The 21,528-nt window shown below is 53.7% G+C and carries 20 protein-coding genes; 13 read left to right on the top strand and 7 right to left on the bottom strand.

Annotation, left to right across the window (positions count from 1 at the left end):
* The first annotated feature begins 72 nt into the window (after nucleotides 1-72).
* Nucleotides 73-735 (top strand): uracil-DNA glycosylase, encoded by a 663-nt coding sequence (gene ung / locus G506_RS0115620; RefSeq protein WP_035387431.1) that lies wholly within the window; start codon nucleotides 73-75, stop codon nucleotides 733-735.
* 69 nt (nucleotides 736-804) lie between these two features.
* Nucleotides 805-1,341 carry a hemerythrin domain-containing protein gene (locus tag G506_RS0115615; protein WP_028117685.1) on the top strand — a complete coding sequence of 179 codons (537 nt, stop codon included), beginning with the start codon at nucleotides 805-807 and terminating at the stop codon, nucleotides 1,339-1,341.
* A 60-nt stretch (nucleotides 1,342-1,401) separates the two neighbouring features.
* Here the strand turns inward: G506_RS0115615 and G506_RS0115610 are convergent, their stop codons facing one another.
* The 3 genes from G506_RS0115610 to tal all read right to left on the bottom strand — a co-directional run bounded on the left by G506_RS0115610 (nucleotide 1,402) and on the right by tal (nucleotide 4,380).
* Nucleotides 1,402-1,584, bottom strand: coding sequence for a DUF3545 family protein (locus G506_RS0115610; RefSeq protein WP_028117684.1), 183 nt, complete (start codon nucleotides 1,582-1,584; stop codon nucleotides 1,402-1,404).
* A gap of 91 nt (nucleotides 1,585-1,675) precedes the next feature.
* A complete protein-coding gene (gene pgi / locus G506_RS0115605) occupies nucleotides 1,676-3,325 on the bottom strand; it encodes a glucose-6-phosphate isomerase (RefSeq protein ID WP_028117683.1) in 1,650 nt (549 codons plus the stop codon).
* Between the two features lie 98 nt (nucleotides 3,326-3,423).
* On the bottom strand, nucleotides 3,424-4,380 hold the full coding sequence (gene tal, locus G506_RS0115600; protein WP_028117682.1) for a transaldolase: 957 nt from the start codon (nucleotides 4,378-4,380) through the stop codon (nucleotides 3,424-3,426).
* Between the two features lie 583 nt (nucleotides 4,381-4,963).
* Here tal and G506_RS0115595 point away from each other — a divergent pair.
* Both G506_RS0115595 and yaaA read left to right on the top strand, forming a co-directional pair.
* Nucleotides 4,964-6,406, top strand: a complete 1,443-nt coding sequence (locus tag G506_RS0115595; protein WP_028117681.1) for an alanine/glycine:cation symporter family protein — start codon at nucleotides 4,964-4,966, stop codon at nucleotides 6,404-6,406.
* A 133-nt stretch (nucleotides 6,407-6,539) separates the two neighbouring features.
* Nucleotides 6,540-7,316: a peroxide stress protein YaaA gene (gene yaaA, locus G506_RS0115590; RefSeq protein WP_028117680.1), complete on the top strand. Its 777-nt coding sequence runs from the start codon at nucleotides 6,540-6,542 to the stop codon at nucleotides 7,314-7,316.
* Nucleotides 7,317-7,396: 80 nt separating this feature from the next.
* Here yaaA and G506_RS0115585 read toward each other — a convergent pair whose 3' ends face one another.
* The 4 genes from G506_RS0115585 to G506_RS0115570 form a co-directional block, all read right to left on the bottom strand.
* Nucleotides 7,397-8,752 (bottom strand): AmpG family muropeptide MFS transporter, encoded by a 1,356-nt coding sequence (locus G506_RS0115585; protein WP_028117679.1) that lies wholly within the window; start codon nucleotides 8,750-8,752, stop codon nucleotides 7,397-7,399.
* 82 nt (nucleotides 8,753-8,834) lie between these two features.
* Entirely contained in the window at nucleotides 8,835-9,425 is a 591-nt protein-coding gene (locus G506_RS0115580; protein WP_051202189.1) for a peptidylprolyl isomerase, read from the bottom strand.
* The gene (locus G506_RS0115575) at nucleotides 9,422-10,003 is read right to left on the bottom strand and encodes a YajG family lipoprotein (protein ID WP_028117677.1); all 582 of its coding nucleotides are present in this window, start codon (nucleotides 10,001-10,003) and stop codon (nucleotides 9,422-9,424) included. The genes G506_RS0115580 and G506_RS0115575 overlap by 4 nt, the downstream gene beginning before the upstream one ends.
* Before the next feature lie 23 nt (nucleotides 10,004-10,026).
* Nucleotides 10,027-11,145 (bottom strand): methyltransferase, encoded by a 1,119-nt coding sequence (locus G506_RS0115570; protein ID WP_028117676.1) that lies wholly within the window; start codon nucleotides 11,143-11,145, stop codon nucleotides 10,027-10,029.
* A gap of 22 nt (nucleotides 11,146-11,167) precedes the next feature.
* On the opposite strand from G506_RS0115570, the gene G506_RS19930 reads away from it, so the two are divergent.
* The 9 genes from G506_RS19930 (at nucleotide 11,168) to G506_RS0115525 (ending at nucleotide 21,526) form a co-directional block, all read left to right on the top strand.
* Nucleotides 11,168-11,782, top strand: coding sequence for an alpha-ketoglutarate-dependent dioxygenase AlkB family protein (locus tag G506_RS19930; protein WP_084631496.1), 615 nt, complete (start codon nucleotides 11,168-11,170; stop codon nucleotides 11,780-11,782).
* 102 nt (nucleotides 11,783-11,884) lie between these two features.
* The gene (locus tag G506_RS0115560) at nucleotides 11,885-12,181 is read left to right on the top strand and encodes a BolA family protein (RefSeq protein WP_028117675.1); all 297 of its coding nucleotides are present in this window, start codon (nucleotides 11,885-11,887) and stop codon (nucleotides 12,179-12,181) included.
* A 155-nt stretch (nucleotides 12,182-12,336) separates the two neighbouring features.
* On the top strand, nucleotides 12,337-12,849 hold the full coding sequence (locus G506_RS0115555) for a TRAP transporter small permease subunit (RefSeq protein WP_028117674.1): 513 nt from the start codon (nucleotides 12,337-12,339) through the stop codon (nucleotides 12,847-12,849).
* Nucleotides 12,849-14,210 carry a TRAP transporter large permease gene (locus tag G506_RS0115550; protein ID WP_205619510.1) on the top strand — a complete coding sequence of 454 codons (1,362 nt, stop codon included), beginning with the start codon at nucleotides 12,849-12,851 and terminating at the stop codon, nucleotides 14,208-14,210. Before G506_RS0115555 ends, G506_RS0115550 begins: the two co-directional genes overlap by 1 nt.
* Nucleotides 14,211-14,222: 12 nt before the next feature.
* Nucleotides 14,223-15,338, top strand: coding sequence for a TRAP transporter substrate-binding protein (locus G506_RS0115545; protein ID WP_035387430.1), 1,116 nt, complete (start codon nucleotides 14,223-14,225; stop codon nucleotides 15,336-15,338).
* Between the two features lie 213 nt (nucleotides 15,339-15,551).
* Entirely contained in the window at nucleotides 15,552-16,064 is a 513-nt protein-coding gene (luxS, locus tag G506_RS0115540; protein ID WP_028117671.1) for an S-ribosylhomocysteine lyase, read from the top strand.
* A 208-nt stretch (nucleotides 16,065-16,272) separates the two neighbouring features.
* Nucleotides 16,273-17,988, top strand: coding sequence for a DUF4856 domain-containing protein (locus G506_RS0115535; protein WP_028117670.1), 1,716 nt, complete (start codon nucleotides 16,273-16,275; stop codon nucleotides 17,986-17,988).
* A gap of 83 nt (nucleotides 17,989-18,071) precedes the next feature.
* Nucleotides 18,072-19,313 (top strand): imelysin family protein, encoded by a 1,242-nt coding sequence (locus tag G506_RS0115530; RefSeq protein ID WP_028117669.1) that lies wholly within the window; start codon nucleotides 18,072-18,074, stop codon nucleotides 19,311-19,313.
* Nucleotides 19,313-21,526, top strand: a complete 2,214-nt coding sequence (locus G506_RS0115525) for a TonB-dependent receptor family protein (RefSeq protein ID WP_028117668.1) — start codon at nucleotides 19,313-19,315, stop codon at nucleotides 21,524-21,526. The genes G506_RS0115530 and G506_RS0115525 overlap by 1 nt, the downstream gene beginning before the upstream one ends.
* The last annotated feature ends 2 nt before the right edge of the window (nucleotides 21,527-21,528 follow it).

Below are 21,528 nucleotides of genomic sequence, written 5' to 3'. Positions count from 1 at the left end.
TATTGCTGGCCGTTGGTCGATGCCAACGAATTGATTAACATTGGCTAATCGTTTTTTTGCAGAGAAGTTTCGATGAACATCGATTGGGATCAGGTGTTAGCCGCTGAGCGGGCACAACCATACTATCAACAGATGCTGGCGCAAATTAGCGACTGGCGCGCCGCCGGTCAGGCGATCTACCCACCGGAGTCGCAGGTCTTTGTGGCGCTGGAGCGCACGCCGCTGGATAAGGTACGGGTGGTGATCTTAGGTCAAGATCCCTACCACGGTGAGGGGCAGGCCCATGGCCTTAGCTTTTCAGTGGCTAAAGGGGTGAAGTTGCCGCCGTCACTGGTCAATATCTATAAAGAGCTAGCGACCGATATTGAAGGATTTCAGGTACCTGTTGATGGCGATCTAAGCCGCTGGGCCGACCAAGGGGTACTGCTGCTTAATACGGTGTTGACGGTTAATCAGGGGCACGCCCATTCTCACGCCAAATTGGGCTGGGAGCAATTTACCGATGCGGTAGTTGCGGCGGTTAATCAGCATTGTCAAAACGTGGTGTTTATTCTTTGGGGCGCGCATGCGCAGAAGAAGGGGCGCAATATCGACGCGACCAAACATCTGCTACTGAATGGGCCACACCCTTCGCCGCTGTCGGCCTATCGAGGCTTTTTTGGCTGTCGCCACTTTTCAAAAACTAACCACTACTTGCTGGCACAGGGTTACCACAGCATCGATTGGCAACCTTGATAGCGATCATAGTGTTTCCGTTGTGACTCAGGCATGTTGGTGGCCATCACTGTCGAAAGAGAGTTCTGTATGCTTGAGCGAATTGCCGAAGACCATCGCCATTTCCATATCTTGCTGGATCTGCTGGAACAGAAGATTGAACGGTTAGAGCAGGGCGGTGGCATCAATATGCCGATGCTGCAAGAGTTGATTGATTATCTGCACCGCTACGCCGATCGCTGCCATCATCCATTGGAAGATCGGATCTATCAGTTCTACCTAGAGCGGACCGGGCAACCGGCGTTGACCTTGCACAAATTGGCTGAGGAGCATCAAGCTTTGGCGCAGGCCACCAGCGCAATTTTAGCGACGGTGACCATGATTTTGGCCGATCAGGTGGTGCCGCGGCAGCGTTTGGTTGCCAACTTGCGCCAGTTTCTAACCCTGCAGCGCAATCATTTGAGTTATGAGGATCAGCAGTTGCTGCCAAAGATTGCCGCGACCTTAAGCGAGGACGATTGGCAGTCACTAACGCCACAATTACAGCAGTTATGCCAGTCAGATCCACTGTTTGCCAATAGTGGCGCGGACTACCAACATCTGCGCGATTACCTAGCGGCCAGCTAATCATTTAGCACGCATAAAAATGCCTCGCTGTGCGAGGCATTTTTGTTACCGGCTTGAGCATTACTCTTCCAGCAGTTCGTCTTCAACATCAAAGCAGAAGTCGATATCTTCAAGCTCCTGTCGAAGCCTTTTGCGCTCTTGAATCGCTTCAATTTCACGCCACTTGCGCTTTTTACTGCCTCGGGAGCGAGTTGGCCGTTCTACCACGCTTCCAGCAGGTGAGCCATAATCGAGTCGTTCCATAACCTTCCCCCTATGCTTATTATCACTTACGGATATATCATGACACGGAGAAAGGTTGCAACATATTTATTACAAAACGACGTTTTCTGTTCTACGCCCTGATGACCCCTTGACGAACCGCTTTCACCAATAGATTGGTTGATGGATCCAGTTGATTTAACTGCTCGCTGGCGCAGATCTCAGCCAATACCGCGTCACCCAGTACTTTGCCCAGTTCAACCCCCCATTGGTCAAATGAGTTAATGCCCCAGATCGCCCCTTGAACAAAGGTGCGGTGCTCATACAAGGCAATCAATGCGCCTAAGGTGGCTGGGGTCAGCTGATTCATCAACAGGGTGTTGCTTGGGCGGTTACCCGGCATCACTTTGTGCTTGGCCAGCAGCTCTAGTTGTTCGCCGCTTACCCCTTTCGCGGTTAGCTCGGCTTTAGCCTCATCTAGGGTTTTACCGAGCATTAATGCCTGCGACTGCGCTAAGCAGTTAGCCGCCAACATCTGATGATGATTGCCGATAGGGTTGTGGCTTTGCAGCGGCAGAATAAAGTCCGCTGGGATCAACGCGGTGCCTTGATGCAACAGCTGGTGATAAGCGTGCTGACCGTTGGTGCCTTCGCCGCCCCAGATCACTGGGCCGCTGCTCACACTGACGGGGTTGCCCTGCTTATCAACGCCCTTGCCATTACTTTCCATATCCAGTTGCTGCACATACGCTGGCAGACCGCGCAGATAGTGGTCATAGCTCAACAGCACTTGGCTTTGACTGCCATAGAAGTTGATGTACCACAGTGACAGTAGCGCCATCAGCACCGGCATATTTTGCGCCAGCGGCGCGTCAGTGAAGTGTTGATCCATCGCCGCAGCGCCGCTTAGTAATTGCTCGAAATTATCGAATCCCACCGCTAGGGCGATCGGCAAACCAATCGCCGACCACAGCGAGTAGCGGCCACCAACCCAATCCCACATCGGGAAGACGTTCGCGGCATCGATGCCAAATTCCACCGCCGCGGTGACGTTGGAGCTGATGGCGACAAAGTGTTTGCCAATGGCATCGACGGGCACACCGGCGGCGATAAAGTGATCGCGAGCACTTAAGGTGTTGGCGAGGGTCTCTTGGGTCGAGAATGACTTAGAGGACATCACCACCAAGGTGCGGGCAACATCAACCCGCTTGAGCTTTTCTGCCAGCGCGGTGCCATCTACGTTGGCGACAAAGTGCAGCTTGATGCCGGCGACGGCGTAGGGACGCAGCGCTTCAGTGGCGACTTTCGGCCCTAAGAATGAACCGCCGATGCCGATGGCGATAACGTCGGTAAAGGTTTGGTTATCAAAACCGCGGCGTTGGCCGCTGTGGATCTCATCAACAAAGGCTTTGATTTTGGCCAAGGTGGCTGCCACTTCTGGTACCACATTGGCGCCATCGGCGATGATCTCGCTGCGGCTGTGGTTGCGCAGGGCGGTGTGTAGAACCGCGCGACCTTCGGTGTTGTTAATGGCATCACCGGCAAACATCTGCTGGCGCAAGGTGGCAACCCCGGCTTCCTCTGCTAGCTGCAGCAATGCCGCCAGAACCGATTGATCCACCAAGTTTTTGGAGTAATCCAACTGGAGCCCTGCCGCGGTGAGATTCATCCGCTCGGCGCGCTGAGGATCGGTGGCAAACGCCTGTCGCAAAGAGAAATCAGCAAACTGCGATCGCAATTGGCTTAGTTGTTGCCAAGCGGGCAGGGTGGTTGGGTTAGTCATATTCTTGTGGTTCCTATGCTGGTGCATGGCACGTCCGGCTGTGCCTTGAATACACTAAAGCCCGAGTAAGACTCGGGCTTTTCATTTACTACCAAAGGTTACAGACCGAGACGCTGACGCAGCATCGCTTCCAGTTTGCCTTGGTCGATAGCGAAGTTACGAATGCCTTCAGCCAGCTTTTCGGTGGCCATGGCATCGTCGTTCATCTCCCAACGGAACTGGTGCTCTGACATCGGTTCAGGGCGCGCTTGCTGCTCACCGGCGAACTTCAGCTTTTCGATCACGGTGACGTTGCTGTTTTCCAGCTCTTCCAGCAGTGCTGGACCAATGGTCAGGCGATCACAACCGGCAAGTTCTAGGATCTCGCCGGTGTTGCGGAACGAGGCGCCCATTACCACGGTGTCATAACCGTGCTGCTTGTAGTAGTTGTAGATGCTGGTGACTGAAACCACACCTGGATCGGACTGGGCGCTGTACTCTTCGCCGGTGCTTTGCTTGTACCAGTCCAGAATGCGACCAACAAATGGTGAGATCAGGTAAACGCCAGCTTCGGCACATGCGCGCGCTTGGGCAAAACTAAACAGTAGGGTTAGGTTGCAGTTGATGCCTTGCTGTTCTAGCTGTTCAGCCGCGCGAATGCCTTCCCAAGTGGAGGCCAGCTTAATCAGGATGCGATCGGCGCTAACGCCGGCTTGTTGGTACAGTCCCATCAGTTTGTGGGCTTTGGCGACCGAACCTTCGGTATCGAATGACAGACGGGCATCCACCTCGGTGGAGATCCGCCCAGGAACCAGCTTTAGGATCTCAACACCAATATTCACCGCCAGTTTATCGGCGGCGTCTTCCAACTGCGTTGCTGGATCGCTGCTTTGCGCTTGGGCATAGGCAACGGCGTCGGCAATCAGGTTGTCGTACTCTGGGATCTGTGCCGCTTTGAGGATCAGTGATGGGTTGGTGGTGGCATCCTGCGGCGCGTAGCGGCGGATGGCTTCGATGTCACCGGTGTCGGCGACAATAGTGGTAACAGCTTTGAGTTGTTCTAATGCGTTGGCCATGGGCGGGTATTCCATTGTGCGGGCTGCTGCCCGTCATTTAATTGTGACTAATTAAAGGAAATTTGCTTGTGTTTGCCAACTGTTAGCGCGAAATAACTGGTGGATTCACAAACTCTTTCGTCATGACTGTGAATCGTCGTTAATTGGTGCATGATTATTGGTAATTAAGTGCAAAATATCAACGACTTAAAATAATGTGCGGTGGTAATGATTGGCAAATACTAGCAGTCACGGTGACTCATTGAAGGGGTGCCGTTGTTATTGCAAAAACGCTGCATTTTTGTTGGCTTAGCGTTAAGTTGGGTAAATGTTGCGCAGTTTTACTGGCGTAGCAGTAGATTGGTTGATTTACTGTGATGTGGCTCACCTGTGGCGGCGAAAATTCTGTGGTAGTGTGCTTTGCGTTATCAGTACAGGAGCAGTGAAAGCTGCTTCGAAACATAATTAAATCTGCTACATAAAGGCTGATAACCGACCGTTCTGGTCAACCATTTGGAATGGAAGTTTATTGTTAGTCACCGTCGTTTAACAGCGCATCTTGATGCGGTGTTGGCCTCTTTGGTGCCCTCAAGAAGAACTTATTATGATTGAAACTATTACTGCTGCGCTAAATAGCGCCATTAACTTTGCTAATGGTGTGCTGTGGGGCAAAGTCCTTATTTATGTATTGGTAACTGCGGGCGTACTGTTCACTGTGCGCTTGGGCTTTATTCAGTTACGTTTGTTCGGTCACGGTGTCCGTCTGGTTCGCGATGGCCGTGAAAATCCAGCCGATGGCTTATCCTCGTTCCAAGTATTTTGTACTTCGATGGCCGCTCGTGTTGGCACCGGTAACATGGCCGGTGTTGCCGTGGCGATTACCGTTGGTGGTGCTGGCTCGATCTTCTGGATGTGGCTGATCGCCCTGTTGGGTATGGCAACCGCGTTCGTTGAATCCACTTTGGCGCAGGTGTACAAGGTACGCCGTGAAGATGGCCAATACATCGGTGGCCCAGCGTACTACATGGAGCAAGGCCTTGGCCGTCGTTGGATGGGGATCTTGTTCTCAATCCTGCTGATCATCGCCTTCGGTTTTGCCTTTAACTCGGTACAAGCAAACACCATCGCCGATGCGTTGAATAACTCCTTTGGCATTGATAAAAACATCATTGCCGTGGTGATTGTGGCGCTGACCGCCTACGTGATCATGGGTGGCCTGAAAAAGGTTGCCAGCGTGTCTGAGAAGATCGTTCCAGTAATGGCATTGCTGTACTTGGGTCTGGCAGTTATCGTTATTGTGATGAACCTGTCTGAAGTTCCGGCGGCGTTTGCGCTGATCTTCAACAGCGCCTTCGGCCTGGATCAAGCTGCTGGCGGTATGATGGGTGCCGTGATGGCGGGTGTGGCTCGTGGTCTGTTCTCCAACGAAGCGGGCATGGGTTCAGCGGCTAACATCGCCGCCTCTGCAACACCAAACCCGAACCACCCTGCATCTCAAGGTTTTGTGCAGATGATCGGCGTATTCGTTGATACCCTAGTGATCTGTACTGCATCTGCGGCGATCATTCTGGTTTCTGGTGTGCTGGATGCGTCTGAAGGTCAGAAAGGTATCGGTCTGCTGCAGTTGGCACTGACCAACGAACTGGGCGGCTGGGCGAGCTACTTCTTGGCAGCGGCGATTCTGCTGTTCTGCTTTAGCTCAATCATCGCTAACTACAGCTACGCCGAAAGCAACATTCTGTTCCTAAGCAAGAACAAGACCGTTCTGCTGGTGTTCCGTCTGCTGGTGCTGGCGATGGTACTGGTTGGCTCGGTGGCATCGTTGAGCATGGTGTGGAACTTCGCTGACGTATCGATGGGCTTGATGGCACTGGTGAACATCGTGGCTATCGTGGCGTTGTCTAAGGTTGCTTACGCGGTAATCGAAGATTACGAAGTGCAGCTGAAAGCTGGCAAAACCCCAGAGTTCGATGCCCACAAGATTGAGTCTCTGAAAGAGCAACTGGCTTGCAACACTTGGCTGAAAAGCAAAAAGCACAAAGCCTAATCGCTTAAGCTGGCGCTGATCGATAAGATTGGCGCAATCGAAAACCACGCCACGGTACCACACCGTCGCGTGGTTTTTTTGTTATCGGGCAGTGGTATATTCACAGCTAACGAACTGGAATAGGAAGCCTGCGATGTTGGCGTTGATCTCCCCTGCGAAAAATCTTGATTTTGAAACCCCGCCGCACGTTAGCGCATATACCCAGCCGCAGTTATTGGCCGAGGCCGAACTGCTGATGGCCGATTGTCGTAAGTTAACGCCGGCGGATCTGGCCAGTCTGATGAAACTGTCGGACAAATTGGCCGGGCTGAATGCTGCCCGCTTTGCCCAGTGGTCAGTGCCATTTACCCCAGACAATGCCAAGCCCGCGGTATTGGCCTTTAACGGTGACGTTTATGGTGGCTTGGATGCGGCCAGCTTGAGTCTCGAACAGTTAGAGTTCGCCCAATCGCACCTGCGGATCCTCTCTGGCCTGTATGGATTGTTGAAGCCGCTGGATCTGATCCAACCTTATCGGCTGGAGATGGGTATCAAGTTGGCCAACTCCCGCGGTAACGATCTGTATCAGTTCTGGGGTGAGCGGATCACCGAGCTGCTGAATCGCGAGGTTGCCGCGCAAGGTGATAATGTGGTGGTGAATCTGGCGTCGAATGAATACTTTAAGTCGGTAAAACCGAAGTTGCTGGATGCCACTGTGGTGACCCCGGTGTTTAAAGATTTTAAGAATGGCCAATATAAGATCATCAGCTTCTACGCCAAAAAAGCTCGTGGTTTGATGGCGCGTTTTCTGATTGAGCAGCGGCCAACGGATGTTAAACAACTGGAAGCGTTTGACTACGCCGGCTATCGCTTTAGCGCGGAGCAATCCAGTGCCGATACCTTGGTGTTCCTGCGGGATGAACCGCAGTGACTCATATCAATCTGCTAAACGCTTGAGCGTTCAAGTGAAACACTAAGGCCACCATCACGGTGGCCTTGTTGGTTACGGCGTTAGGATTGGGGCGGCTCGGGCTGTGCGGTATCAGCGCTGCCGTCGTTTTTAGTGTGCTTGGCTAAAATGGCGATCAGCACCAACACCGGTAAGCCCATGATGCTGACTGCGACAAAGAAGCCGACGTAGCCGAGGCTATCGACCATCACCCCAGAGAATCCAGCAACAAACTTAGGAAACAGTAACATCATCGATGACAGTAGCGCGTACTGGGTGGCACTGTAGGCGATGTTGGTGAGGCTGGATAGATAAGCGATAAAGGCGCTGGTGGCGATCCCTGCGCTGAAATTATCGATGGAGATAGCCACCGTCAGCAGCGTCAGGTTATGGCCGACGCTCGCCAACCAGGCAAACAGTAGGTTGGTTATTGCCACCAAAAAGCCACCAAGGAACAGCACCTTTAGCGTGCCAAAGCGATACACCAAGGCGCCACCGATGGCCGCGCCCAGCAGCGTCATCAAGACCCCAAATACCTTGGCAATGGCGGCAATTTCGCCTTTGCTATAGCCCATATCGACATAAAACACATTGGCCATCACTCCCATAACGATGTCTGCCAAGCGGTAGGTGGCGATTAACGCTAGGATCAGCAGCGCTTGTTTGCCGTAGCGCTGAAAGAAGTCGGCAAAGGGGGCGACAAAGGCTTGGTAGAGCCAATCTTGCCAGCCATCGCAGGCTTTGGGTTGGGCTGCCACTGGCAGTTGTGGCTCGCGGCTCATTAGCGTGGCCGTTAAGCCGATAAGCATCAGTGCCGCCATCGCTAAATAGGCGGTTTGCCACGCCGCAGCGTGGTAGCCATCGGGGTTGGGATCGGCCCATGCGGCAATGGCCAATGCGCCAGCACCGGAGGCGATCATCGCCAGTCGGTAGCCCATCTGGTAAGCCGCCGCCAGCGCCGCTTGCATCGATTCCGGCGCCGCTTCAATGCGAAACGCATCAACCACAATATCTTGAGTAGCCGAAGCAAAGGCCACCAGCAGAGCCAGTAATACTAAGCGGCTGAGATCCTGTTGCGGATCGGTTGCCGCCATCGCTGCCAACGCCGCCATCAGCAGCAATTGGGTCAGCAGCAGCCAACTGCGGCGTCGGCCGAGTAGGGCGGTCAGCAGTGGTAACGGCAGGCGATCCACCAGCGGTGCCCACAGAAATTTAAACGAGTAGGTCAGCGCCACCCAACTTAAGAAACCGATGGTGGCGCGTTCAATACCCGCTTCTCGCAGCCAAAACGATAGAGTGCCGAATACCAGCGCCAACGGCAGGCCAGAGGAAAACCCCAAGGCAAACAGGCTCAGCACCCGTTTATGGGCGTATACGGCAAGACTGTCCCACAGCGGTTTAGGTTGGCTGCTGATCATCCGTTAACCTTATGAATCATATAAATAAAGCCCAGAGTAGCGACTCTGGGCTTTAATACCAATGGCTAAACGCGATAATCGTTTATTCCGGTTTGAGCTTGGCGCTAACCAGCAGTAAAGGCTCAAGCGGCACATTCGGCGCAGCTAACTCCGCGTTATAGCCGGTGGCGACCAAGCCCATCTTTTCTAAGATCTCTAGGCCTGCGGTGATCTCGCCAAATACCGCATAACCCCAGCGGCGGGTGGAGGGATCAAGATTGAGGTTATCGGCCAGATTGAAATAGAACTGACTGGTGGCGCTGTGGGGCTCGTTGGTACGTGCCATGGCAATGGTGCCAAGGGTATTGCGTAGGCCGTTGCCGGACTCGTTGACCAACTGCTCACGCTCTTTGACCTCAATCAATTCTGGATTGTAGCCACCGCCTTGCACCACAAAGTCGCTGACGACGCGGTGAAAGATGGTGTTGTCGTAGGCGCCGCTGACCACATAGTGCAAAAAATTATCGACTGTCAGTGGTGCTCGGCTGCGATCTAATTCGACGACGATGGTGCCATGGTTGGTGGTTAACTCGACCACTGGAAACAGGTTATCAGATTGGATCTCATCCGCTGCCGCTGGCCACAGTAACGCCGTTAACAGGCAGCCGATAATGGCTTGCACGACCGTTTTCATGCTTCACTTCCTTGGATAAATTGCTGGATCTCCTGATCCTTTAGTACCGCATTCAACAGTTGTTGCACTTGCTGATTTAGGTGGGTTTCCATCTCTGATGCTTCGACGGCCATCACCCCATTAAAGCTGCCTTTGGCGCTAAAGCGTTTGGTCAGTTGCTGCTTGGCATTGCTTAATACCAAGGTGATTGCCGCTTCGCTGTTGCCGCTGTGCTTCAGGGTGAACTGCTCAACATCGACCACCAGCCGATCCAGTTGCAGAGCGATGGCTACATCACCTTGGTCGGCGCTTACCGCATAACCCTGCTGTGCCAACCCTTGGCGCAGGCCATCCTCGAACAGTTGCCGTGGATTAACGGTGGCGTTTAGCAACAACGCCGGTTCACCGGCTTCAGTGATCCGTCCTAGATAGGTTTCGCTGCGCAGATCGCGGCTACTGACTGACAAGCTCAGATGGCTTGGCAGAGCCTGACTGACTTGGGTTTCAACCGGTTTTAAGATCAACTGATGCGGTTGGTTAGCACAACCGCCAAGCAGCGCCAGCGTGGCAAGCAAAGTCAGAGTGATGCGATGGTTCATAACGAACGTCCTTGATCTAATTGTTAATAGTCACTTACTTGGCGACGCTTTTGCGCTTCCAAAACCACAAATTTGGCGTTAGCGGCGATGGTTTCGCAGCCACCAAACAAGCGGGTTAACTTGATGTGGTAGGCCAGATGACGATTGCCGACAATTCGCAGCTTACCGCCGGTTTTCAGTACCCGCTTAGCATCACGGAACATCTGCCAGGCGATATGATCGGTTACCGCTTGTTGTTGGTGGAATGGCGGGTTGCACAGTACCAAGTCAACGCTACCGCCTTCAACGCCGGAGAGGCAATCGTTCCACTGATAATCGATGCGGTCACTGTACGCTTCGCTGTTCAGCTTGCATGCTTCAAGACCGTGCCAAGATTCATCGGTGGCGATGATCTGGCAATCTGGGTTGGCTTTGGCCATGGCGATGGTCAGTACGCCATTACCGCAACCCAGATCGATCATCTCACCGTTGCACTTAGGCAGGTTCTCCAGCAGCAACCGGGCGCCAATGTCCAACTGCTTGCCGCCATAGGTGTTGGCCAAGTTGTGGATGGTTTGACCCAGTTCCGCGCAGTGCCAACTGGTTAGCTCGGCTTGACCGCTTTGACGACCACTAAGCACACCGTAGATAAGGCGCGCTTTTTTGATGGCGCGTGATGGCCGAGTGTCGTCCAGCAGCTGGCGGGTTAGCTCCGGCAAGGTTGATGGCATATCTCGCTGGCGGGCACCGATAACCACCGGCGTGCCCGCTGGCAGGTGCGCATTGAGCCAATCCAACTGGTTGCTCAGCAGCTTCAAGTTGCGCGGCAGTTTGATGATGATCCCGGCGGGGGCGTCTACCCCTTGTAACTGTTCAATCTGCTGCTGGCACTCAAGTGGTTCAAGGGTATTTTGCTCAAGGTTGTGCGCTAATGCTTGATGAGCAACGAAGGAATCATTGACCCAATACAGCGGTCGGTCGTTGTCGGCCAAGCGTAAGCCGCAACCCAAGGCGCCAAAATGATCGTTTAATATCCAGATTGCACCTTCGCCAAGCTGATGCTGGTCGAGCAGCAACTCGTCGGCGGCATCCCATGCCTGCAGTTGAGAATCGGCCATTGGCGGAAAGCGCTCAAGGCTGAGCTGTTCGATAAATGAGGTCATGGTCGCGGGCCAGTTATGAAGGATGAAAAGGGTAATTTTGTCAAAGATGATGCAGCAACAACAGTCGCTTTATGATGATAGTGGTCGCTTGCTTGGTCGTTATTGGCCTGATTGGCTGGCAAATGAGCAACAGCAGGCGTTATGGCCGTCGTTACAGCGGCTACCTTGGCAGCAACCTCAGGTAACCGTATTTGGTAAAAGTCACCGGATCCCACGGCGGCAGTGTTACTTGGGGCAATCTGGCTGCGATTATCGTTACAGTGGCCTGCTGTTGGCGCCAGAACCGCTGTCGTCAGAGCTGCAACAATTGACCGCGCAGCTCAATCAATTTGGCCAGTGGCAGTTTAATGCTCTGTTGGCCAACTATTACCGCGACGGCAGTGAGCGGATGGGCTGGCACCGCGACAATGAACCGGAACTGGGAGCGACCCCCGATCTGGCGATTGTGTCACTGGGGGCTGCGCGTACCTTGCGGCTGCGCTGGCAACCTGGGCCATCGGTTGGGGTATCACTGGCCCCTGGCAGCTTGCTGTGGTTGCCTGCTGGGGTTTACCACAGTCTTGGTCGCTGCAAATTGGATAAGCCGCGCATAAGCCTGACCTTTCGCCAGGTTATCCCAAACTTTCATCGACAATAACTGGCTAATGCTCATCGATTTTATCGACTGTTATTGGCATTGCTAATTCGCTATAACAGACGCAATCAACAGCCATTTGTTACGCCCAACAGGAGTCCTGCCATGTCTATGCAGCAGATCATTACCGACAAAGTTACCGCAGGCCTGTCGCCAAGCCACCTTGAGGTGATTAATGAAAGTCACATGCATCGAGGTCCAGCGACTGACAGCCACTACAAACTGATCGTGGTCAGCGATCTGTTTGGTGGGGAGCGCTTGCTGGCCCGTCATCGTCGGATAAATGGCTTGTTGGCAGCCGAGTTGGCCGGCGAACTGCATGCGTTGGCACTGCATACCTACACGCCAGAGGAGTGGGCCGAGCAGGGCGGAGCCCCGCGCACCCCAAGTTGCGTTAGCTAGGCTTCCCATAAAAGAAGAGATATTCAGCCGAGGTTGCCCGCCTCGGCTTTTTTACGTCTGCAGGTCATTAGACTTTTTGCGGATATCGGCGCCGGGTTGCTTTCGGTAGTGATAAAGATGATGTTGATATCACTGCATTGATGGTTGGGGCAACAATGATAAAAACGGCGACATGGATAGCCGCCATTGACCGAGTCAGCCGCTGGCTGGGCAATATAACTGCGACGCTGCTGTTGTTGATGGCGCTGCTGGCGGGACTGGTGGTGCTGCTCCGCTATGGCTTTGAGGTCGGCTCGATTGCTTTGCAAGAATCGGTACTCTATCTGCATGGCGCGGTATTTACCTTAGGGGCAGGATTTACCCTGCTGCACCAAGGCCATGTACGAGTCGATATCTTTTATCAGCACTGGTCAACGCGGCGGCAAGCGGCGGTGGATTTGACCGGATTACTGCTGCTGTTGCTGCCGGTATTGCTGTTTTTCGGTTATAGCAGTTGGGATTACGTGATGGTTAGCTGGCAGCGCTGGGAGGGATCCCCAGAAGCCGGCGGGTTACCGCTGGTTTACCTGCAAAAATCATTGATTTTAGGGTTGGTGCTGGCTTTGTTATTGCAGACCATCGCCGAGGTGGGGCGCTGCATCACAACCCTCAGTGGAGCCCGCTCATGATGGCCTTTCTGCTGTTTTTGTGTGTCTGTTTAGTGCTGCTGACCGGTTTCCCAGTGGCGTTTGCCTTGGCGGGCACCGCGTTGTGGTTTGCCCTGATTGGCATCGTTACTGGTGACTTTGACAGTGCCTTTTTGGGGGCCTTACCCAATCGGTTGTTTGGCATCTTGAACAACCAAACCCTGATGGCGGTGCCACTGTTTGTGATGATGGGCTTGGTGCTGGAACGCTCCAAGTTGGCCGAGCAACTGCTGGATGCGATGGGGCAACTGTTTGGTCGGGTTCGCGCGGGGTTGGCGATTTCAGTGCTGCTGGTGGGGATGCTACTGGCGGCCAGTACCGGCATCGTCGGTGCGACCGTGGTTACCATGGGGCTGTTGTCGCTGCCAGCGATGCTGAAGCGCGGTTACGATCCAGCCTACGCTGCAGGGGCTATCTGCGCGACTGGCACCTTAGGGCAGATCATTCCGCCGTCGATAGCGTTGGTGCTGCTCGGGGATGTGCTCTCTAGCGCCTATCAACAAGCGCAGTTAGAGCTGGGGATGTTCTCGCCGAAAACGGTGTCGGTCGGTGATCTCTTCGCCGGAGCGATCATTCCAGGGCTGATATTGGTGCTGCTTTATATCCTCTACACCCTCTATCTGGCGCATCGTTCGCCGGACAAATTTGAACCGACAACCGCGGTGCCGCTGGACGCTAAATTGCTAACAACGGTTGGCTCGGCGCTGTTGCCGCCGATTGCGCTGATCTTGTTGGTGTTGGGATCGATTCTTATGGGCGTGGCCACTCCAACCGAAGCGGCAGCGGTTGGGGCCCTTGGGGCGCTCGCACTGGCGCTGGCACGGCGCCAGATGAATTGGTCACGGCTTAATGACGTGTTGCAAGAGACCGTCAAAGTCACCAGCATGGTGTTTATGATCTTAATCGGCGCGGCACTATTTTCATTGGTGTTCCGCGGTCTTGGTGGGGAAGAGATCATTCACCGCGCTTTATCGGATCTCCCCGGCGGGGTGATTGGGGCGACTATCATTGTGATGTTGGTGATCTTTTTACTCGGTTTTATCTTGGATTTTATCGAGATCACTTTTGTGGTGGTACCGATGGTGGCACCGACACTGCTGATGTTGGGGCTTGATCCGGTTTGGCTTGGGATCATGATTGGTCTCAATCTACAAACCTCATTTTTAACACCGCCGTTTGGCTTTGCGCTGTTCTATCTGCGCGGTGTGGCGCCGCCGCAACTGAGCAGCGGCATGTTGTACCGTGGCGTGGCGCCCTTTATTGCAATTCAACTGGTGATGATGTTGTTGCTGGCACTGTGGCCGCAACTTGCCACTTGGCTTCCCGAGCAAATCTACGGTTAACAGGAGAAACCGATGAAAACCTGGAGCAAACGATCTTGGCAAGCACTGGCGGCGGCGCTGGTATTGGGACTAACCGGCTGTAATCAACAGGCCAAAGAGGCAAGCACTGATACCGCTGCTGCTGAACCGGTGCAAACCTATCAATGGAAATTGGTGACCACTTGGCCAAAAAATTTCCCCGGTCTTGGGGTCGCCCCAGAGCGTTTTGCCGAGAAAGTGGCAGCGATGTCTGGTGGTCGTCTGACCGTTAAGGTTTATGGTGCTGGCGATCTGGTGCCGGCCTTTGAAGTGTTTGATACCGTCAGTGCCGGTACTGCCGAAATGGGTCATGCTGCCGCCTATTACTGGAAAGGCAAAGTGCCAGCGGCACAGGTGTTTACCACCATCCCTTTTGGCATGAACGCGCAGCAGATGAATGGCTGGCTTAATCAAGGTGGTGGCCTAGAACTGTGGCAAGAGTTGTACAAGCCCTATGGCCTGATCCCGATGCCTGGTGGTAACAGTGGGGTGCAGATGGGCGGTTGGTTTAATAAAGAGATCAACGGCCTGGAAGATCTTGATGGGCTTAAGATGCGGATCCCTGGGCTTGGCGGAGAAGTGCTGTCGCGGTTAGGTGGGGTGCCAGTAACCTTGCCCGGTGGTGAGCTATTTACCGCGCTGCAAACCGGTGCCATTGATGCTACTGAGTGGGTTGGCCCCTACAACGATCTGGCGTTTGGCTTGCACAAAGCTGCCAAATTTTACTATTACCCAGGCTGGCATGAGCCGGGTACCACCTTAGAGTTTTTGATTAACGAGAAAGCTTTTAATGCGCTGCCAGCGGATCTGCAGGCGATCGTTACCACTGCCGCGCAAGCGGTGAATCAGGCGATGTTGGATGAATACACTGCCCGCAATATTGACGCGCTGCGCAGTCTGGTTGACGAGCATGGTGTGCAGATAAAACCGTGGCCGCCAGAAGTGTTGACGGCACTGGAAAAAGCCGCGAGTCAGGTGATGGCCGAACAAAGCGCCAAAGATCCACAGATGAAAAAGGTGTTGGATGCGTATCAGAGCTTTGCTGATGGGGTGCGTCAATACCATGCGATTTCAGAAAACAGCTACGATGCGCTGATGCTGCAGTATTAGGGCGTGTTGCCTGAATTCAGATAATAAGTGCAACGTTCACGATTGAGCTGGGGAGAGGAAGCCAACCGCTGGTAGTGGTACGCTTCTCATCGCCAAAATCAAATCATGAACACCAAACATCATCACGCCCTAGGCTGTACTGACAACCTAAAGATTTGACCCCGCCTGAGTGCGGGGTTAATTTTTGTCCAAGCCTAACGAGAGGGAATATCGATGCCACTGCTGGACAGTTTTACCGTGGATCACACCAAGATGGCCGCACCGGCGGTGCGGGTTGCCAAGAGTATGACCACCCCAAGCGGTGATTTAATCACCGTGTTTGATCTGCGCTTTTGCTTACCCAATGCTGAGATCCTATCGGAGCGCGGCATTCACACTTTAGAGCATCTGTTCGCCGGCTTTATGCGCAACCATTTGAACCACGGTGACCAAGAGATCATCGATATCTCGCCGATGGGCTGTCGCACCGGCTTTTATATGAGCCTAATTGGCACGCCAACCGAAACCGAAGTGGCACAGGCGTGGCGGGCGAGTATGGAAGATGTCCTGACCGTCGAGCGCCAAGAGCAGATCCCAGAATTAAACCTTTATCAGTGCGGTACCTATCAGATGCATTCGCTGGATGAGGCCAAGGCGATCGCCAGCGATATTTTGGCGCGCGGCATCGGCGTTAATCGTAATGAATCGCTGACACTGGCACCGGAACTGCTGCAACCAAGTGACTGACTAAACGCGTGTAAATATGACCCAACAAGCCGTGCTCTGCGCGGCTTGTTGCGTTTATCAGCATCGTTTTTGTGGATGAGATTAAACTAGAAGGCAATCGAGTTGCTTATTTAAATAATACTAATTCGCGTTTGCAATTGTGTTAATGGTGTAGCCATAATGTTGCCAACTGAAGTTGATTCAATGGCTTGTACATAGGGAAAACACCATGACTCGTTCTACTCTGGCACTGCTTATTTCCTCCACCGTGATGCTATCCGCTTGCGGTGGTGGTTCATCCAGCGACAGCACTCCTCCAGCCCCGACTCCAACCAACTCGGCACCAACCGACATTACCCTGAGCAGCGCCAGCGTTGACGAGAATGCCCCCGCGGCGGTGATTGGCGAGCTGAGCGCTGTTGATGCTGACAGCGGCGATAGCTTTACCTTTACCACCAGCAATAACGCCTTTGTGATCAGTGGCAATAGCTTGTCATTGGCGGCGGCGATGGTGATGGATTTTGAACAAGCCGAAACCGCTGAGGTCGAGGTCTCCGTTACCGATGCCGCCGGAGCGAGCTTCAGCAAAACCTTGACCATTAGTGTCAATGATCTGATGGATAGCTATCAGTTCACTAGCAAATACGACGATACCAGCGCGTCGAGCGTGAGCTACGGCGGTCAAACCACTCGCCATGTGTTGATTGCTGAACTGAACGCTTACATCGCCAATGATCTGGAAAACGATGCCGAGGCGGGCACGTTAGTCAGCCGCGATGCGGTGCTGGCCAAACTTAACAGCTACTTCTTAGTTGAAAATTACGATCTGGTTGCCGATGACTTTGCGGTGAATCTGGTGGCCAACAGTGAGCAAACCAATTTGCGGGCGCTATCGTCCAGCGACAAAAACTTGATCGGCAAGATCGCTGGAAATGATGCCAGTGGTCAGCATAAGGATTGGAATAACGGTGACTTTGTTGGCTGGGGGGCGGCAGGCAGCACCACGCCGCAAGGACTGGTGGAAGCTTTGTTTGCAGAGTTGGCGGACAACACCGCCGAGGTCATTGCCGGCCAAGTGCGACAAGATGCGGCTGGCAATCCGCTGCCGGTTTATGTCTCCAGCAACGGTCGCGACTTAAAGCAACTGCTCCAGAAGTTTTTGTTGATGGCGGTGGCTTATTCTCAGGGCGCCGATGATTACCTTGATTTTGATACCGAAGGTAAGGGGCTGCTGACCGACAACACCATGAATGTCGATGGCAAAAGCTACACCAACCTGGAACACCAATTTGACGAAGGCTTTGGCTACTTCGGTGCCGCTCGTGATTACCTCGATTACAGCGACCAAGAGATTGCCGCTAAGGGCGGTCGTGACGGCTGGAGTCAAGGCTATTTCGACACCAGCGGAAATGGCAGTATTGATCTGTTTTCAGAATACAACTTCGGCCAAGCGGTAAACGCTGCCAAGCGTGATCTTGGTGCCACGGTTCCCACCCACTACACCACCCAAGCGATGACCGCCTTTATTGCCGGTCGCCAGTTGATTGCCAATACCCAAGGGGCATTGTCTGATGCCCAGATGACCGAGCTGCAGGGGCATGCACTGGATGCCCTAGATGCCTGGGAACGTTCCATTGCTGCCACGGTGGTGCACTACATCAATGACACCAGCAACGATTTGAACAGCTACGGCACCGAAGCGTTTAGCTTCACCGACTTAGCCAAGCATTGGTCAGAGCTCAAAGGCTTCGGTTTAGGGCTGCAGTTTAACCGCCACAGCCCGCTGTCCGATGCCGATTTTGCTCAGTTCCAGCAGCTGGTCGGGGATGCTCCGGTGTTTGCTAATGACAACGACCGCGCGGCTTACCTTGCTGATCTGCAAAGTGCGCGGGATCTGCTGCAAAACGCTTACGGCTTTAACGCCGAGAACGTCGCCAACTGGTAATTCAAATCAGCTCCTACGGTTTTAGCCCAATCGGTAACGGTTGGGCTATTGCCGTTATCGGAGCTTTGATTGAGGGAGAAACCATGAAACAGACCTTGATGAGTTTGCTGCTGCTCGGCCTATTGAGCGGCTGTGGCGAGAGCGGTTCCAGCAGCGCTGGCCCAGATTTTGGCGGTGGTGATAACAGCCCGCCGCCAACCTCCGGCAGTGATTTTGAGCAATTGGCGCTGATCAGTAATCTGACCGATAACGTCATCACCCCGGTTTTTACCAATGCCGCGGCCAGTGCCGCTGAATTGTCGAATCAGCTGCAAAGCTTGTGCACGGCTCAGGCGGCGCTGAATGGCGGCAGTGGAGGCGAGCAAGCTCGTGATGATGCCGCGGCGTTAGCGCAAACTCAGTGGCTGGCATTGATGGCGTGGTGGCAGCAAGCGGAGTTGATGCAAATCGGCCCATTGGCGGCCGACAATAACGCCCTGCGTAATCGCATCTATTCATGGCCACTGGTGAATCGCTGCGCGGTCGATCAAGAGGTGGTGTTGTTTGAAAGCGGTGAGGTTGCCGGTCAGCCCTACGACATTACTTTGCGCACGGATACTCGTAAGGGGTTGGATGCGCTGGAGTATCTGCTGTTTGCCCCCAGTTTGGCCCATCAATGCCCAGCCAGTGTGGCTCCTGCCAATTGGAATGATCGCAGTGACGACGATCGTCGTCTGGCCCGTTGCCGGTTTGCCAAAGCCGCCAGCGATGATCTGCTGACGAACCTCAATGCCCTAACTAATCAGTGGCAAAGCTACGCCGCTGAACTGAACCGTGCCGGTCAGCCTGGCAGTGATTTTAGCGACGCCCAAAGCGCGGTGAATGCCATCAGCGATGGCTTGTTTTATATCGATGGTTTTACCAAAGACGCCAAGCTCGATAGCCCGCTGCAGCAGTTCGCCAACAGTTGCGACGACGCTTGTGCCAATGCGTTGGAGTCTGGCTTAAGTGCCAGCTCGCTGAGTAACGTTGGCAATAACTTGAGCGCCTTGCGTCGGTTATTTACTGGGGTTGATGGCTCGGGCGTCGATGGTGTCGGCTTTGACGATTACCTCAATGAGGTTGGCAGCAATCAGTTGGCAGTGCAGATCCTCAGTGACATTGACCAAGCGCTGGCCAGTCAGGTGGCGCTTGGTGCTTCATTGGTTGCTCAATTGAACGATGACCCAGATGCCGTGCGTCAGCTGCACAGCCAAACCAAAGCGATAACCGATCAGCTGAAAGTCGATTTTATTAATGACTTAGCGCTGGAATTACCGGCGACCTCGGCGGGGGATAATGACTGATGGCGAGCAATGCTTTGAACCAGCAAGGATCCATGCTTGGCTTTGGCGGGCTGCTGTTTTGCGCTGCATCTGCGCTGGCGGATGACACCCAAACCGATCGTTATTTGGAAACCATTCAGATCTTGGGTCAGCAAGACAGCCTGCGCACCGAAGCGGGCTCAACCACGGTGATCGATGAACTGCAGTTGCAAAAATTCAGCTTCGACGACATCGAGCGCATTTTGGCGACAGTACCGGGGATCAATATTCGCAGCGAAGATGGTTATGGCTTGCGGCCGAACATCGGTTTTCGCGGAGTGACGCCAGAGCGCAGTAAGAAGATCACCTTAATGGAAGATGGCGTGCTGATTGCCCCTGCACCCTATTCCGCCTCGGCCGCTTACTACTTTCCGATGATGGCTAAAATGACGGCGGTTGAGGTGTTTAAGGGGCCGGCCGCGATTAAATATGGCCCTTACACCGTTGCTGGGGCGCTGAACTTGGTCAGCCGTTCGGTGCCGGACAGTTTGGCGGCGATGGCGGACATCGCTGGTGGTAGTGATGGCTACCTAAAAGGCCATGGCTACGTCGGCGATCGTTTTGATAACGGCATCGGCGTGCTGCTGGAAGGGGTGCATGTTGAAAGTGATGGTTACAAGCAGCTCGACGGCGGCGGTGACACCGGCTTTTCTAAAAACGAAGTGATGGCCAAACTGCGCTACGACTGGCAAGGGGACAAGGTAAATCAACTGTTGGAGCTGAAGTTGGTGTACGCCGATGAAGATTCCGATGAAACCTACCTTGGCCTAACCGACAGCGATTTTGCCGCCCAGCCGAATCGTCGTTACGTCGCCAGCAGCCTCGATAACATGAACTGGGAGCATAGCCAGTTCCAGTTGACTCATTTTATTGAGGGGGAGGGCTTTGATGTCAGCACCAAGGCTTATCGGAATGATCTGTCGCGGGCGTGGTTTAAGCTCAATGGCTTTGTCGATGGCCCGGATCTCTCCTCGCTGCTGCAAAACCCCAATCAAGGGGTTAATGACGCGTTTTACCAAGTATTGATTGGGGCGGCGGACAGCAGTGCCATCAATGGCGCCGACAATCTGCTGATTGGAACCAATGATCGTGATTACTTCTCGCAAGGGCTGCAAAGCGATTGGCGCTGGCAACTGCCACTGTGGGGATTTGAGCATAACCTCCACGGCGGAGTACGGTTCCATCAAGATCAAATTGAACGTAACCACACCGAAGACGCCTTTGCGATGCAGTCCGGGGTGTTGCTCAGAACCACAGATCCGCGGGCGACAACCACCTTAAACCGAGAGAAAACCAGCGCCTGGTCGCTGTACCTGCAAGACACCCTGAGCTGGGACAAGCTGGATATCACCGTCGGCGTTCGTGGTGAGTTTCTCGATATGGAGTATCAAAATCGTCAGCCGGGCAAAGAAGGCGATTATCTCGATAAAACCACCAATGTCTGGCTACCGGGGATCAGCACCTTTTATCGTGTCAGCGATAACCTTGGGGTGTTCGCGGGAGTACATGAAGGCTTTGTTCCTACCAGCCCGGCCCAAGATCCGCGCATTGAGAGCGAAAGCAGCATCAACTACGAACTCGGTAGCCGCTTTAATAACGGCACCAGCAAAGTGGAAGCGGTGCTGTTTTTTAACGATTTTGACAACCTCAAAGAGAGCTGTTCGTTCTCCCAAGGCGCGTCTTGCCTCGACAATCTCGACGCCGAGTTTAACGGTGGCGAGGTCGATGTTTATGGTCTGGAGCTGGCGGCGGAACACTTAGCTCGCTGGGGCGATTTTGAGCTGCCGCTCAGTTTGTCCTACAGCTACCTCGATAGTGAGTTTCAAACCAGTTTTGATTCCGATTTTAGCCTTTGGGGGCAAGTCAGCGCCGGTGATCAACTGCCGTATCTGCCAGAGCATCAGTTAACCCTTGGGGTTGGGATAACCGCCGCGAAGTGGAGTGTTGATCTGCAAGGTCGCTACCTTAGCGCCATGAAAGAAGCCGCAGGCACTGGGGTGACCCTATCAGGGGTTGAAACCGATGCACTGTGGACTCTGGATTTAGCCGCCGCCTATGACTTCGGTGGCTACGGTAAGCTTTACGGCAAGGTCGATAATCTGTTGGATGAGCAGCAGATTGTCAGCCGCCGCCCGTACGGTGCTCGGCCTAATCGACCGCAGCAGTTTATCTTGGGTTATCGCTTAAGTTATTGAGC

Origin of the sequence: Ferrimonas senticii DSM 18821 (genome assembly GCF_000422665.1) — a bacterium.
Taxonomy (GTDB): Bacteria; Pseudomonadota; Gammaproteobacteria; order Enterobacterales; family Shewanellaceae; genus Ferrimonas; species Ferrimonas senticii.
The sequence above is the reverse complement of the archived record's forward strand: the minus strand, read 5'-3'. Positions and strand labels throughout refer to the sequence as shown.

Bases quoted from the DNA above. Each gene is read 5' to 3' on its own strand.
- G506_RS0115545 (WP_035387430.1), top strand. From the start codon at position 14,223: ATGAAAACCTGGAGCAAACGATCTTGGCAAGCACTGGCGGCGGCGCTG.
- G506_RS0115530 (WP_028117669.1), top strand. From the start codon at position 18,072: ATGAAACAGACCTTGATGAGTTTGCTGCTGCTCGGCCTATTGAGCGGC.
- G506_RS0115570 (WP_028117676.1), bottom strand. From the start codon at position 11,145: ATGACCTCATTTATCGAACAGCTCAGCCTTGAGCGCTTTCCGCCAATG.
- G506_RS0115595 (WP_028117681.1), top strand. From the start codon at position 4,964: ATGATTGAAACTATTACTGCTGCGCTAAATAGCGCCATTAACTTTGCT.
- luxS (WP_028117671.1), top strand. From the start codon at position 15,552: ATGCCACTGCTGGACAGTTTTACCGTGGATCACACCAAGATGGCCGCA.
- tal (WP_028117682.1), bottom strand. From the start codon at position 4,380: ATGGCCAACGCATTAGAACAACTCAAAGCTGTTACCACTATTGTCGCC.
- G506_RS0115560 (WP_028117675.1), top strand. From the start codon at position 11,885: ATGTCTATGCAGCAGATCATTACCGACAAAGTTACCGCAGGCCTGTCG.
- G506_RS0115550 (WP_205619510.1), top strand. From the start codon at position 12,849: ATGGCCTTTCTGCTGTTTTTGTGTGTCTGTTTAGTGCTGCTGACCGGT.
- G506_RS0115575 (WP_028117677.1), bottom strand. From the start codon at position 10,003: ATGAACCATCGCATCACTCTGACTTTGCTTGCCACGCTGGCGCTGCTT.
- ung (WP_035387431.1), top strand. From the start codon at position 73: ATGAACATCGATTGGGATCAGGTGTTAGCCGCTGAGCGGGCACAACCA.
- G506_RS0115580 (WP_051202189.1), bottom strand. From the start codon at position 9,425: ATGAAAACGGTCGTGCAAGCCATTATCGGCTGCCTGTTAACGGCGTTA.
- yaaA (WP_028117680.1), top strand. From the start codon at position 6,540: ATGTTGGCGTTGATCTCCCCTGCGAAAAATCTTGATTTTGAAACCCCG.
- G506_RS0115525 (WP_028117668.1), top strand. From the start codon at position 19,313: ATGGCGAGCAATGCTTTGAACCAGCAAGGATCCATGCTTGGCTTTGGC.
- G506_RS0115555 (WP_028117674.1), top strand. From the start codon at position 12,337: ATGATAAAAACGGCGACATGGATAGCCGCCATTGACCGAGTCAGCCGC.
- pgi (WP_028117683.1), bottom strand. From the start codon at position 3,325: ATGACTAACCCAACCACCCTGCCCGCTTGGCAACAACTAAGCCAATTG.
- G506_RS19930 (WP_084631496.1), top strand. From the start codon at position 11,168: ATGAAAAGGGTAATTTTGTCAAAGATGATGCAGCAACAACAGTCGCTT.
- G506_RS0115615 (WP_028117685.1), top strand. From the start codon at position 805: ATGCTTGAGCGAATTGCCGAAGACCATCGCCATTTCCATATCTTGCTG.
- G506_RS0115535 (WP_028117670.1), top strand. From the start codon at position 16,273: ATGACTCGTTCTACTCTGGCACTGCTTATTTCCTCCACCGTGATGCTA.
- G506_RS0115610 (WP_028117684.1), bottom strand. From the start codon at position 1,584: ATGGAACGACTCGATTATGGCTCACCTGCTGGAAGCGTGGTAGAACGG.
- G506_RS0115585 (WP_028117679.1), bottom strand. From the start codon at position 8,752: ATGATCAGCAGCCAACCTAAACCGCTGTGGGACAGTCTTGCCGTATAC.